Source organism: Neisseria sp. P0016.S008 (genome assembly GCF_051957775.1).
GTDB classification, from domain to species: Bacteria; Pseudomonadota; Gammaproteobacteria; order Burkholderiales; family Neisseriaceae; genus Neisseria; species Neisseria flavescens_B.
Window position 1 is genome coordinate 42949 of the sequence record NZ_JBQCWB010000008.1, and the last position, 12867, is coordinate 55815.

The window sequence follows — 12867 nt, forward strand, 5'->3', positions numbered from 1 at the left end:
CCAAGATTGAGGTTTCAGACGGCCTTTTTATTTCTATAAAAATGCGGCAGGTTTTAAAAACCTGCCGCGGTATGGGGACATACAGCTCGGACGGTAAGCCGGGTTCTGTCGCGGACAGTCATTCCTCTAGGCACATCATTGCTGGTGTGCTCAAGCAACCTACCCGAACGCTCGGCGAGCAGCGTCATCGCGTTCTGTTTGGTCTTGCTCCGAATGGGGTTTAGCCTGCTGCGCTTTGTTACCAAATGCACGGTGCGCTCTTACCGCACCTTTTCACCCTTACCTGTTTTGCCCGAAGGCAATCATCGGCGGTATTGCTTTCTGTTCCACTTTCCGTCGCGTTGCCGCGCCCGGCCGTTAGCCGGCATTCTGCTCTGTGGAGCCCGGACTTTCCTCCCCGTATGCCTTACGCGATACGCGGCGACTGTCTGTCCGACCTGTATGAGTCGCGGATTATAACACAGCCGCCATAGGGTTCAGACGGCCTAAATATTTATTTTTTCTTTTTAAATGCTATTTCGGTCAAACCCAATTCCTGTGCTTTTTTGCGGACTGCGGATTCAGGCATTTCGCGTGCCAGGCGGCTGGTGCAGTATTCGGTCATGGTGGTGGCGCAGGCTTTGAAGTTGCCGGTAAAGTCGCTGGCGGCACTTAAAAACGGGATGAGGCGGCCGGCCATGATTTCTTCGGCCGGTGCGTCTGTTTGGGCGGATACGCGTCCGGACTCGACCGCCGAGAAAATTTGTTCGGTAAAGCGTCGGGCGAAGTTTGCTTCTGTTTGGCAGTCTTGGAATGCGGTGTTTTCGTGTTGGCAGACAAGGGTAACTTCGCCTTGAGCTTCTTGCAGCGGTTCGGCCAAATCGAGTTTGAGAGTTTGCTTGTCGGTTTGCAGCCAGGCGGTGCGGCCTTGGGTTTTGATGATTTTGCCGTAAACGCCGATGGCATCGTTTTTGGGGATGTTTTTCTGTTCGGCAAGTTGTTGGGCCGAGAATAAGGGGGCTTGTTCGGCAAATGCGCCGCCGGTTTCGTGTTTAAAGTAGGAGGCGAGGTCTTGTTTGATGAGGGCTTGGGTCAGCAGTTTTTCGCCTTCGGTCAGGCGGTGTGCGAAGCCGTGTGTTTTTGGGGAGGATGCGGCATCTGTGGTCTTGGTGTCCGGTGTGCAGGCGCTTAGGAGTAAAAGCAGGGGAAGGATGTATTTCATGGTTTGTCTCTCAACAGGCTGTCTGAACATATGGTTTCAAACGGTCAGCGTTGTTTATCGATAATGATAAACCCGGCGCGGATAGACGGGATAAGCCGGATGGTTGTGAACGGGCTGGCTGTCTTGGTAAATGACGGTCGTTCCCGGCGGGGCGTTGATGGTCACGGTTTTGTTGACAGTGGTTTGCGAGTGGACGGGCAGGTCCAAGACGGCGGTGCGCCCATACGGAGTCTCGGTATAGACGCATGCGCTCAGCAAGAGGGTGATGATCAGTGCCAATGCCTTCATGTTTCAGACGGCCTTATTTAAGCAGGTTTTTCAAGGCCAAGCGCACGCCTTCGCCAACTTCCGTGCCTTTGGGAATGCCTTTGGCGGCGGCTTTGGCTTCGCGTTCGTTGTAGCCGAGGGCAAGCAGGGTGTTGATGATGTCTTGGCTTTCGTCGGCAACGGCATCAGGGGCAAACAGGCCGTCTGAAACGGTATGGGACACGAGTTTGCCGCGCAGTTCCAACACCATGCGTTCGGCGGTTTTTTTGCCGATGCCGGGGGCGGAGGAGAGGCGTTTGACGTCTTCCTCGGCGATGGCTTGCGCCAGCTCGTCGGCATTCATGGCCGACAAAATGCCCAATGCGGTTTTGGCACCGATACCGCTGACTTTGACCAGTTGGCGGAAGGTGGCGCGTTCCTCGGCTGAGGCGAAACCAAACAGCAAATGCGCGTCTTCGCGGACGACAAGCTGGGTGTAGAGATGGACGGTTTCGCCAACGGAAGGCAGGTTGTAGAAAGTCTGCATGGAAACGTCGGCTTCATAACCGACGCCGTTGACGTCGATAACGACCTGCGGCGGATTTTTCTCAATCAATTTGCCTGTGAGCCTGCTGATCATGGTGTTCCCCTGTGATTAAAAAAGGCCGTCTGAAACCTTGCAATCGGGTTTCAGACGGCCTTGTATTGTATCAAACTTCAGCGGTAACGCGGACGAAATCAGATGGTGGATGCCAGGTTCAGATGACGGGCGCGTTCGCCTGCTTCGGCGGCACGTTCTTGGCTGCTGAACGGCCCCATTTTGACAACGTATTCGTAGTTGCGTTTTTCAAGCATGACTTTGCTGTCGGATGGCAGGCTTTGTGCGGCCTGGTTCAAATAAGCCTGCGCTTCGCGTTGGGTACCGAAGGATTTCAAATCAACAAAAAATTCTTTGTTGTTTGGGGAAATAATGGTTTGAGCGGCGGTTTGGCCGGGGATGATTTGCTCAACTTTGACGTTGGCCGTGCCTTGGTTGATGAAACCCAATTGTTGGGCGGCGGCTTTGGAAACATCGATGACGCGGTTGCCGTGGAAAGGGCCGCGGTCGTTGACGCGGACGATGACGCTTTTGCCGTTTTGCATATTGGTCACGCGTGCGTAGCTGGGAATAGGGAGAGTTTTGTGGGCGGCGGAGAGGGCGTTCATATTGTAACGCTCGCCGCTGGAAGTTTTACGGCCGTGGAATTGGTTGCCGTACCATGAGGCTTTGCCGGTTTGGCTGAAAGAGGAGACTTGAGTCAGCGGCGTGTAGCGTTTGCCGGCAACTTTGTAACTGCGGTTGGCAGAAGGATGCAGTTTTTCGACTCGGACCACGCTGTCGGCGACGGCGGCATTGATGGAAAGGACGCCGATGGTGGCGGCGGCTAAGGAAAGGAGGGTTTTTTTGGTAAAAGTCAAAACGGGTTCCGTTCTTGAGTTGATAACGCAGCGGTTTCAGACGGCCTGTTATACGCCGCCGGCAAAACCGTTTTGTCGCCATGCTTCAAACAGAATGACGGCGACGGTATTGGAAAGATTCATGCTCCTGCTGTCGGGCATCATCGGCAGGCGGATTTTTTGTCCGGCAGGCAGGCTGTCGAGAACTTCGGCAGGCAGGCCGCGCGTTTCGGGACCAAACAGCAACACGTCGCCTTCTCGGAAGGAAACTTCGTCGGGGCGGGTAGAGCCTTTGGTGGTCAGCGCGAAAATACGGCGACCTTCGAGTGCCTTGAGGCAATCATCGAAATTCTCATGTACCGTCAGTTTGGCAAACTCGTGATAATCCAAACCTGCACGCTTCATTTTAGACGAATCCAGAGGGAAACCAAGCGGTTTGACCAAGTGCAAATCAGCACCGGTATTGGCGCACAGGCGGATAATATTGCCCGTATTGGGCGGGATTTCGGGTTGGTACAAAACTATGGTAAACATATAAATCAATCACTTATAGAGTGGCATAATGCCGCAATGTTCCATGGGTGTCAAAAATTTTAGCTATTTTTTCATTGGCGGACGCGCCAAACTCCAGCAAAAAATCTTACTTGCGTCTGATTTTTTCAGCGTTTTCGCCAATTCGTTTAAAGTCGAGCCGGTGGTGAAGACATCATCAATTAACAGAATATTACACGCCTTCGGCAATTCGGCTTTGATTTCAAATACATTCTTGATATTTCGCAGACGTTCGTCGCTTTTCAGCGTACTTTGCGGCTCGCCATGCCGTCTGAAAACCGTGTGGCGCGGCAGCAGCGTCCAGCCGTAGCGTTTTGCCAAAATATCCGTCAACGCCTCGCTTTGGTTGAATCCGCGCTTGAGCCGCCGCTCTTTGCTCAAAGGCATGGGCAGGACGAAATCGAAGTGTTCCGTCGCCAGCCAGTCCGGTGCGTTTTGGCACATCAAATCCGCCAAAGGACGGCTCATGCCCAAATCGGCCAAGTGTTTCAGCTCGCGTATCATGCTGCTGACGGGCGGTTCGTAATACAGCGAGGCCCACATTCTATCAAATGCGGGCGGCTTTTTCTGACAATTGCCGCACACTGCCCCGCCCGCGATATGGCGGAAACACAAAGGGCAGCTTTGTGCCGCGTCGATAAAATATTCCGTCAAATCGTTTGCGCAGCCTCGGCAAAGGCCGTCTGAAACGGAATCGTGGCATAATACGCAACGTCGCGCATTGAGCCGTTTCAAATTGCGCCACCAAGAAAGAACATTCATGCCACACTCCGCCAAAAAAGTTTATCTGATACACGGTTGGGCGGCGAACCGCCATGTATTCGACGATTTGATACCGCGCCTGCCTGCCGGTTGGGACGTCCGCGCGCTTGATTTGCCCGGACACGGCGATGCGCCTTTTACCGAGCCGTTTGATATTGCCGCCGTTGCCGAAGCCTTCGCCGGACAAATCGACACGCCGGCACACATTCTCGGCTGGTCGCTGGGCGGACTGGTTGCCCTGTATCTGACCGCGCTTTATCCCGACAAAATCCGATCGCTCTGCCTGACGGCAAGTTTTGCCCGATTGACTGCCGACACGGATTATCCGGAAGGCTTGGCACAACCTGCCTTGGGCAAGATGGTCGGTGCATTTCAGCAGGATTATGCCAAACATATTAAACAGTTTCTACAACTGCAACTGCTGCACACGCCCCATTCCGGCGAAATCTTAAACCGGGTGCTGCCCGATTTGGCACGCTGCGGCACGCCTTCCGCCTTACAGGCCGCGCTTGAAGCGGTCAACCATGCCGACGCGCGTCCGCTGTTGCCGCTGATTCAGACGCCGTCATTGCTGGTGTTTGGACAGAAAGACGCCATTACGCCGCCGCGCATGGGCGAATATTTACACCGCCATTTGAGCAACAGCGAGCTGGTCCTTATCGACAAAGCCGCACACGCGCCCTTTTTAAGCCATGCCGACGAATTTGCCGAAACCTACCGCAATTTTGTCGAAAAGGCCGTCTGAAACAAACATCAACCATAAAAACAGAATATTGTCGGGCAAAGCCCGCTGACACGACCCACCATGACCGAACAAGACAAACGTTGGCAAATTCACCGCCATCTCGCCCAAGACACCGACGAGCGCCTGCAGCTGGTCCGCAATGCACCCAAACGCATCATGCTGATTGGTGCCGATGCCGACATCAGCCGCAGCCTGCTGGCCGCGCGTTATCCCGACGCCGTGTTTGAAGAATACGATCCGAATGCCGACTTTTTGAAAACCTCCGCCGCCGCGCGCAAAGGCGGTTTCTGGCAGAAACTGACCGGCAAAACCATTCCGCAACATTGCCAAGCCCTGACCGCGCCATTACCTGAATCATCCGCCGATATGCTGTGGGCCAACCTCAGCCTCAGCCGTGCCGACGATATTTTGCCGGTATTGAAAAACTGGGCCGCTGCTTTGAAAACCGACGGATTATTGTTTTTCACACACTTTGGCCGCGACAGCCTGAGCGAGCTGACAGGCCGTCTGAACCATGAAGGCATCGAATGCGAAGCGCCCACGCTGATTGATATGCACGACTTGGGCGATATGCTCGCCGACAACGGCTTTTATGATCCGGTAACCGACACGGCCAAGCTTGAGCTAAGCTATAAAAAAGCCGGGACGTTTTGGCAGGACATGGAAACCTTGGGATTGTGGAATGCGTTGAAGTTCAGCAATCCGCAAGCGGCAAAGGAATGTGTGGATAAGATTTTTGCTAGCGAAGGCCGTCTGAACATCACGCTTGAAACCGTGTACGGCCATGCCGTGAAGAAATTGGTGTTGCCGCAAGGGGAGAACGTGGTGCAGTTTTTCCCGAAAAAACAGATGCAGGCCGGAAGCTGAGGCTGCTTGGGTTTGAATGCAAAAAGGCCGTCTGAAGTTTCAGACGGCCTTTTGTTTGATTCCGAATTAAGCCTGTTTGGCAGCCCATTCGGCCGGAGTGGCGGCAACGGAAATCGACAGCGCGTGCAATTCGTTGCTTTCGAGTTGCGGCTTGAGACCGTCTTTAATCAGGCGGTGGCGGGCGAGGCGGGCTTTGCCTTCAAATGAGGAGGAAACGATTACGGCGAAGAAGTGATGGCCGTCGCCTTCGACTTCGACGTGTTCGCAAGGGGTAACGCCTTCAATCAGGGTTTTGACTTGTTCGGGTAAAAGCATGAGGGTTCCTTGGGAAATGGTTTGTTTGTAAAACAGGCATTATACCGAATCTTGATAAAAACAGGCCGTCTGAAAAACCAAACTTCGGGTTTCAGACGGCCTCGGTCTTTTGAAGCGTCAAATGCTTATTCGTACACTTTCAGCAGCTCGACTTCAAAAATCAAGGTCGCATGCGGAGGAATCACGCCGCCGGCACCGTGTGCGCCGTAGCCCATTTCGGAAGGAATGGTCAGCTTGCGTTTGCCGCCTTCTTTCATGCCGCCGAAGCCTTCGTCCCAACCTTTAATTACTTGGCCGACGCCTAGAGTGATGGTCAGCGGTTGACGGCGGTCGAGGCTGGAGTCGAATTTGGTACCGTCTTCCAACCAGCCGGTGTAATGTACGGTGATTTCTTTGCCTTTGACGGCTTCTTTGCCGTGGCCTTCTTGCAAGTCTTCAATAATCAGGCTCATGATGTTCCTTTCGGATGTATGGTGAAAATCGGTTCAAGATTACCATATTGTGTGGAATCGTGAAACAAATGCGCCCATATGGCCGGCAACAAAAAGGCCGTCTGAAACGGATTTTCAGACGGCCTTGTTTTATGCTAAACCTTATTTGTTGTCAGGTTGGGATTTGACATCGTGGGAGACGGGCAGCTCAGGCATGGTTCGGGCAGACTCTGGAACATTGCCGGAGAGGGCTTTCAAGAAGGCAACGATGTTTTCAGTGTCTTCCGGAGCCAAGGTTTTACCCAATTGCGCTTTCGCCATGATGTTGACGGCTTTATCCAGTTCCCAAACGCTGCCGTTGTGGAAGTATGGATAGGTACGTTCAACGTTTCTCAAGCCGGGAACACGGAAGAAGAATTCGTCTTCGGCTTTTTTGGTTACGTCCGCACGGCCTTTGTCGTGTTTAGGATCGTCGATATGTTTCCAGTAAGGACCGTCCACCAAGCCGAATTTTTGGAACATGGTACCGCCCAAGTTGACGCCGTTGTGACAAGCGATACAGCCGTTGTCCATAAATGCGCGTACGCCTTTGCGTTCTTGTTCGCTCAGGGCAGATACGTTGCCTTTCAGGTAGTCGTCCCAACGGGTCGGGGTCAGCAGGGTACGTTCAAACGCGCCCAATGCGGCGGTGATGTTTTTTAAGGAAACCGCACCGTCTTCAGGGAATGCGGCTTTGAATTTTTCTTGGTATTCAGGGATACCGGCGATTTTGGCGGCGGCATCGGCTTCGGTAGCGTTGGCCATTTCAACAGGGTTGAGCAATGGGCCGCCGGCTTGTTCTTCCACATCGGCGGCACGGCCGTCCCAGAATTGGCTGCCCAACAAGGCGGCATTCAGAGCAGTTGGGGCGTTACGGCCGCCGAATTGGCTTTTGTGGCCCGCGCTGGTCGGCATGTTGTCTACGCCGGCAGTTGCCAAGTTGTGGCAAGAGTTACAGCTGACGGTGTTGCCTTTGGACAGGCGGTTTTCGTACCAAAGTTGTTGGCCGAGTTTGACCTGTTCTTCGGTAAACGGACGGACTTTTTGCATTTCGGCTAAGTCAGGCAAAGGTTTGAACGTAGCTTGCGCGCGTTCCAACAGGGCTTTGTCTTCGGCAGAAATATCGGCGGAATTTTGAGGGGCCGAAACGGCGGCGGTGCTTGCGGCAGTATCGGCAGCGCTCGCGGCAGAAGCTGCTTGAGGGGTTTCGGTTGTTTGAGCCGTTTTCTCGCCGCAGGCGGTCAGCGCGGCAGAAACGGCCAAAGCCAAAGCGATTTGGTGGAGTTTTAAACGTGGCATAGGAGGGTTCCTTTGTTATGCGTTTGTTATGTCATGGATTGCTGATTGCACCAGCAATATGCCAACTATAAAAGATAAGGTGGTTTTAATTTTTGTTGTAAATCAACCTTTTAAATTTGATAAATTTTGAAAATATAACTGATAGAGAATTTTATACTATGGAACTTTTTTATTATTTATTTACAATTAGTTACTGTTTTTAAGGCCGTCTGAAAAAATAAAATTCAGACGGCCTTTTAGTTTTTATTGATTATGTTCGTTATTTTCTTTTAAAAAATCTTAATAAATATAGGGTTATTAAAAAATAAAAATAATTTGCATTATTAAACATAAAGCGTTATAAATGCGTTAACAAATGAACGTTTCACTTTAGAGTTTTTTATGCTGATTGCTTTATTGATTATGCTGCGCGAGGGCATCGAAGCCGCCCTGATCGTCGGTATTGTTGCCAGTTTTTTGAAACAGTCGGGACACAGCGAGCTGATGCCGAAGGTTTGGCTGGGCGTGTTTTTGGCTTCGGTCATGTGTTTGGGTATCGGTTACGGCATTCATTCCGTTACGGGCGAGATTCCTCAAAAAGAACAGGAATTGGTGGTCGGCGTCATCGGCCTGGTGGCTGTGGCCATGCTGACGTACATGATTTTGTGGATGAAAAAGGCCGCACGTTCGATGAAACAGCATCTTCAGGATTCTGTTCAGTCGGCCTTGAACCGCGGCAGCGGCCAGGGTTGGGCCTTGGTCGGCATGGCGTTTTTGGCTGTGGCGCGCGAAGGTTTGGAGAGCGTGTTTTTCCTGCTAGCCGTGTTCCAGCAAAGCCCGACGTGGTCTATGCCGATAGGCGCGGTATTAGGGCTGTTGGTGGCGGTTGTTATCGGTACGCTGATTTATCAGGGCGGTATGCGCCTGAACTTGGCGAAGTTTTTCCGTTGGACGGGCGCGTTTTTGATTGTGGTGGCGGCCGGTCTGCTGGCCGGTTCGTTTCGTGCGCTGCATGAGGCAGGCGTATGGAATGCGATGCAGGACATTGCTTTCGACACATCGAAATATTTGCATGAAGACAGCCCTTTAGGCGTGCTGCTCGGCGGTTTCTTCGGCTATACCGACCATCCGACCGAAGGCGAAGTCCTGATTTGGCTGCTGTATCTGGTTCCCGTCATGATTTGGTTTTTGCGCGGCAGCGCGCCGGCAAAAACGTTAACTAAATAAGAAGGAAGTAAAATGAAAAAATTCAATCTGACTGCTTTGTCTGTAATGCTGGCTCTGGGTTTGACCGCGTGTCAGCCGCCTGAAGCCGAAAAAGCCGCGCCTGCCGCTTCAGGCGCATCCGCTGCCGCCAATGCCGACGGTTCGGTCAATATCGGTGTGAACGATACTGCCTGCGAACCGATGGAATTGACCGTCCCCAGCGGCCAAGTCGTGTTCAACATTAAAAACGACAGCGGCCGCAAGCTGGAATGGGAAATCCTGAAAGGCGTGATGGTGGTGGACGAGCGTGAAAACATCGCCCCGGGTTTATCCGACAAAATGACCGTTACCCTACTGCCGGGCGAATACGAAATGACTTGCGGCCTGTTGACAAATCCGCGCGGTAAGCTGATTGTTACCGACAGCGGCTTCAAAGACACTGCCAACGAAGCGGATTTGGAAAAACTGTCCCAACCGCTCGCCGACTATAAAGCTTACGTTCAAGGCGAGGTTAAAGAGCTGGTGGCGAAAACCAAAACCTTTACCGAAGCCGTTAAAGCCGGCGACATTGAAAAGGCCAAATCCCTGTTTGCCGCCACCCGCGTCCATTACGAACGTATCGAACCGATTGCCGAGCTTTTCAGCGAACTCGACCCCGTCATCGATGCGCGTGAAGACGACTTCAAAGACGGTGCGAAAGATGCCGGATTTACCGGCTTCCACCGTATCGAACACGCCCTTTGGGTAGAAAAAGACGTATCCGGCGTGAAGGAAATTGCAGCCAAACTGATGACCGATGTCGAAGCACTGCAAAAAGAAATCGACGCATTGGCGTTTCCTCCGGGTAAGGTGGTCGGCGGCGCGTCCGAACTGATTGAAGAAGTGGCCGGCAGCAAAATCAGCGGCGAAGAAGACCGTTACAGCCATACCGACTTGAGCGACTTCCAAGCCAATGTGGAAGGCTCCAAAAAAATCGTTGATTTGTTCCGTCCACTGATCGAAGCCAAAGACAAAGCGTTGTTGGAAAAAACCGATGCCAACTTCAAACAGGTTGAAGACATTTTGGCGAAATACAAAACCCCGAACGGTTTCGAGCTGTATGACAAACTGAGCGAAGAAGACCGCAAAGCCCTGCAGGCGCCGATTAATGCCTTGGCAGAAGACTTGGCCAAACTGCGCGGCATTTTGGGTTTGAAATAAGATAACGCGTTTTCAGACGGCCTTTGGATATTGAAAGGCCGTCTGAATCTTATTGTCGCCCACACAAAATATGCTTGAAAACCGACCTTACTTCACACGATTGCAATCTTTCCGTTCCCTGCCAAGGAGCAGACCATGAGCCAAAACAAACAACCGGCACAACCCGAAAAACGAACCCTTTTCAAAACTGCCCTTGCCGCCGGCGCTATCGGCGTTGCCGGTTATTTTGCCGGTAAAAAACAAGGCGAAGCCGCCGCTGAAACCCAAAACAACCAACATTCCGAGCTGGCCTATCCGTGTTATGGCGAGCATCAGGCAGGCATTGTCACACCACACCAGCTATTCGGCATCATGTGTGCCTTTGACGTTACCGCCAAAGACGCCAAACAACTTGAAAACTTGTTCCGCGCCTTGACCGCCCGCATCGAATTCCTCACCCAAGGCGGCGAATACCAAGACGGCGACGACAAACTCCCGCCTGCAGGCAGCGGCATCCTCGGCAAACAATTCCGTCCCGACGGATTGACGGTTACCGTCGGTGTCGGCAGCAGCCTCTTTGACGACCGCTTCGGCCTCAAAGACAAAAAGCCGAAACACCTACAAGAAATGCGCGACTTCCCTAATGACAAACTCCAAAAATCTTGGTGCGACGGCGACCTCAGCCTGCAAATTTGCGCGTTTTCCCCCGAAACCTGCCAAGCCGCCCTGCGCGACATCATCAAAAATACCGCCCAGTTTGCCGTCATCCGCTGGAGCATAGACGGTTGGCTCCCTAAAGCCGAACCCGGCGCCATTGCCGCGCGCAATCTTTTAGGTTTCCGCGACGGCTCCGGCAATCCCAAAGTCGAAGATCCCAAAGTTGCCGATCAAGTCCTGTGGACAGGCGTTGCCGCCAACAGCTTGGACGAACCGGCATGGGCGAAAAACGGCAGCTATCAGGCCGTCCGCCTCATCCGCCACTTTGTCGAGTTTTGGGACCGCACCCCGATGCAGGAACAAACCGATATTTTCGGCCGGCGCAAATACAGCGGCGCGCCCATGGACGGTAAAAAAGAAGGCGACACCGCCGATTTCGCCAAAGACCCCGACGGCAAAATCACGCCCAAAGACAGCCATATGCGCCTTGCCAATCCGCGCGATCCGGAGTTCATGAAAAAACACCTGCTCTACCGTCGCGCCTTCAACTACTCGCGCGGTCTCGCCGCCAACGGCCAACTCGATGTCGGCTTGATATTCATCTGCTATCAGGCCAACCTTGCCGACGGCTTCATCTTCGTGCAAAACCTGCTCAACGGCGAGCCGCTGGAGGAATACATCAGCCCGTTTGGCGGTGGCTATTTCTTCGTCCTGCCGGGTGTCGAAAAAGGCAGCTTCCTCGGCAAAGAGCTTTTGGGCGTATAAATCCGCCGATGGTTTAAATAGATAAAAAGGCCGTCTGAAACCTGATTTCCAGATTTCAGACGGCCTTTTTAGTTAAGAAAGCATCAGTCCATGTGATTGGGATTGCACCATTTGTTTTTGTTGCTCCTCATATTCAATTCGTTGTGCCGTTTGCTGAATTTGGCTCAGGCTTTCCTCTACCGGCGTCTTAGCCGCTTCCCACATATCTACAGAAGCCATTATTAATCCGGGGGCTCTGTGTCCGACCGAGACTTTCCCATTATCGTTAATATTGATTAAAGACACGTCCTGCATATTGTTTACATAGCATGCGGAGGTTAATGACATAGCAATTTTATCTACATCATTTTTATCATAGGCAATATTTTTCTTATCACAGAAGTCAGTAAAAGCCTGTTTACACTGATGGAAGATGGCCTGGGCAGTTTTAGGCATATCGTTGATTTTTAGAATATCCCCATCGATGCTAACCTGTGCGTATCGATGCCCTTGTTCGCGTTGATTTTCAGTTAAAATGTATCGTTGGATAAAAGTTCTCTCAGGCATTAGCTTGTATACATTTTCCATTAACTCATCGATATTTTTTCCTGCAGGATAACGGGAAATGGTATTCGGGATCTTTTCAAATTCGGGAATATTGCCCAATACTTTGGTTGCCGCTTTTTTGGAAGTATTAATCGTACCGATTTTCTGACCGTTCCTGTATAAATCTTTGCTGTGAGTGGAATAAACGTTGCTGGCATTTAATGCGGCATAGACGAAATCGATGCAGCTTCGGCTGTTCCAGTTGTAGATATCTGAATTAAAACTATATTTTTTTGGGGCTTCTCCAAAATCTTTAAGTCTGTCATATTGTGCCTGTGTGATGGCTATAGTTTTCCGATACACCTGCTGACTGTAAACTTTATGTTCGTCCTCTTGAACTTTGCCCGGTTTGTCGGGAGAGTACCAATCGAATTTTGCAGAACCGTGTGGCGGTGCAAAACCGTAGGCCTTGATTGTTTGACCACCATCTTCGCTAATACCGTAGAAAACATGACCTGGATCAGAGGTTAGTTGCTTGCCATTCTCCATCCAAGGTTTTCCGTCTTTCTCCAGAGGCGTACCTGCGCCTGCCACATAAATTGTCAGGGTGTATTTCTTTTGATTGTTCATAATTTTTCCTTTGGTCAGAATTTCAGGGTTAA

15 protein-coding genes and 1 other RNA gene are annotated in these 12867 nt (G+C 51.8%); 5 read left to right on the plus strand and 11 right to left on the minus strand.

Annotation, left to right across the window (positions count from 1 at the left end):
* Nucleotides 1-78 precede the first annotated feature (78 nt).
* The 7 genes from rnpB to ACTHS8_RS09845 all read right to left on the minus strand — a co-directional run bounded on the left by rnpB (nt 79) and on the right by ACTHS8_RS09845 (nt 4198).
* Nucleotides 79-440, minus strand: an RNA gene (rnpB, locus tag ACTHS8_RS09815) — RNase P RNA component class A.
* Between the two features lie 53 nt (nt 441-493).
* Complete coding sequence (locus tag ACTHS8_RS09820) at nt 494-1201, minus strand: hypothetical protein (RefSeq protein ID WP_440373603.1); 708 nt, start codon at nt 1199-1201, stop codon at nt 494-496.
* 54 nt (nt 1202-1255) lie between these two features.
* Nucleotides 1256-1489 (minus strand): methionine-binding protein, encoded by a 234-nt coding sequence (locus tag ACTHS8_RS09825; protein WP_440373604.1) that lies wholly within the window; start codon nt 1487-1489, stop codon nt 1256-1258.
* 13 nt (nt 1490-1502) lie between these two features.
* Complete coding sequence (ruvA, locus tag ACTHS8_RS09830; RefSeq protein ID WP_311459016.1) at nt 1503-2087, minus strand: Holliday junction branch migration protein RuvA; 585 nt, start codon at nt 2085-2087, stop codon at nt 1503-1505.
* 98 nt (nt 2088-2185) lie between these two features.
* Nucleotides 2186-2905 carry a septal ring lytic transglycosylase RlpA family protein gene (locus ACTHS8_RS09835; RefSeq protein ID WP_440373605.1) on the minus strand — a complete coding sequence of 240 codons (720 nt, stop codon included), beginning with the start codon at nt 2903-2905 and terminating at the stop codon, nt 2186-2188.
* 48 nt (nt 2906-2953) lie between these two features.
* A complete protein-coding gene (gene trmL / locus ACTHS8_RS09840) occupies nt 2954-3418 on the minus strand; it encodes a tRNA (uridine(34)/cytosine(34)/5-carboxymethylaminomethyluridine(34)-2'-O)-methyltransferase TrmL (protein WP_070461542.1) in 465 nt (154 codons plus the stop codon).
* Nucleotides 3419-3481: 63 nt separating this feature from the next.
* Nucleotides 3482-4198: a ComF family protein gene (locus tag ACTHS8_RS09845; protein WP_440373606.1), complete on the minus strand. Its 717-nt coding sequence runs from the start codon at nt 4196-4198 to the stop codon at nt 3482-3484.
* On the opposite strand from ACTHS8_RS09845, the gene bioH reads away from it, so the two are divergent.
* Both bioH and ACTHS8_RS09855 read left to right on the plus strand, forming a co-directional pair.
* Nucleotides 4197-4943 carry a pimeloyl-ACP methyl ester esterase BioH gene (gene bioH / locus ACTHS8_RS09850; RefSeq protein ID WP_107723936.1) on the plus strand — a complete coding sequence of 249 codons (747 nt, stop codon included), beginning with the start codon at nt 4197-4199 and terminating at the stop codon, nt 4941-4943. The genes ACTHS8_RS09845 and bioH overlap by 2 nt on opposite strands.
* Nucleotides 4944-5003: 60 nt before the next feature.
* Complete coding sequence (locus tag ACTHS8_RS09855; RefSeq protein ID WP_440373607.1) at nt 5004-5810, plus strand: methyltransferase; 807 nt, start codon at nt 5004-5006, stop codon at nt 5808-5810.
* Nucleotides 5811-5876: 66 nt separating this feature from the next.
* Here ACTHS8_RS09855 and ACTHS8_RS09860 read toward each other — a convergent pair whose 3' ends face one another.
* The 3 genes from ACTHS8_RS09860 to ACTHS8_RS09870 all read right to left on the minus strand — a co-directional run bounded on the left by ACTHS8_RS09860 (nt 5877) and on the right by ACTHS8_RS09870 (nt 7894).
* Nucleotides 5877-6125, minus strand: a complete 249-nt coding sequence (locus ACTHS8_RS09860) for a BolA family protein (protein WP_003686612.1) — start codon at nt 6123-6125, stop codon at nt 5877-5879.
* Between the two features lie 125 nt (nt 6126-6250).
* The gene (locus ACTHS8_RS09865; RefSeq protein WP_094192864.1) at nt 6251-6580 is read right to left on the minus strand and encodes an FKBP-type peptidyl-prolyl cis-trans isomerase; all 330 of its coding nucleotides are present in this window, start codon (nt 6578-6580) and stop codon (nt 6251-6253) included.
* A 138-nt stretch (nt 6581-6718) separates the two neighbouring features.
* Entirely contained in the window at nt 6719-7894 is a 1176-nt protein-coding gene (locus ACTHS8_RS09870; RefSeq protein ID WP_063068630.1) for a cytochrome-c peroxidase, read from the minus strand.
* Between the two features lie 381 nt (nt 7895-8275).
* Between ACTHS8_RS09870 and efeU the strand changes: the two genes are divergently transcribed.
* The 3 genes from efeU to efeB all read left to right on the plus strand — a co-directional run bounded on the left by efeU (nt 8276) and on the right by efeB (nt 11680).
* A complete protein-coding gene (gene efeU, locus ACTHS8_RS09875) occupies nt 8276-9100 on the plus strand; it encodes an iron uptake transporter permease EfeU (protein WP_070584521.1) in 825 nt (274 codons plus the stop codon).
* Between the two features lie 12 nt (nt 9101-9112).
* Nucleotides 9113-10279 (plus strand): iron uptake system protein EfeO, encoded by a 1167-nt coding sequence (gene efeO / locus ACTHS8_RS09880; RefSeq protein WP_049335642.1) that lies wholly within the window; start codon nt 9113-9115, stop codon nt 10277-10279.
* Between the two features lie 135 nt (nt 10280-10414).
* Nucleotides 10415-11680 carry an iron uptake transporter deferrochelatase/peroxidase subunit gene (gene efeB, locus ACTHS8_RS09885; RefSeq protein WP_070631554.1) on the plus strand — a complete coding sequence of 422 codons (1266 nt, stop codon included), beginning with the start codon at nt 10415-10417 and terminating at the stop codon, nt 11678-11680.
* A 72-nt stretch (nt 11681-11752) separates the two neighbouring features.
* Here efeB and ACTHS8_RS09890 read toward each other — a convergent pair whose 3' ends face one another.
* Nucleotides 11753-12835, minus strand: a complete 1083-nt coding sequence (locus ACTHS8_RS09890; protein WP_240683660.1) for a hypothetical protein — start codon at nt 12833-12835, stop codon at nt 11753-11755.
* Between the last annotated feature and the right edge of the window lie 32 nt (nt 12836-12867).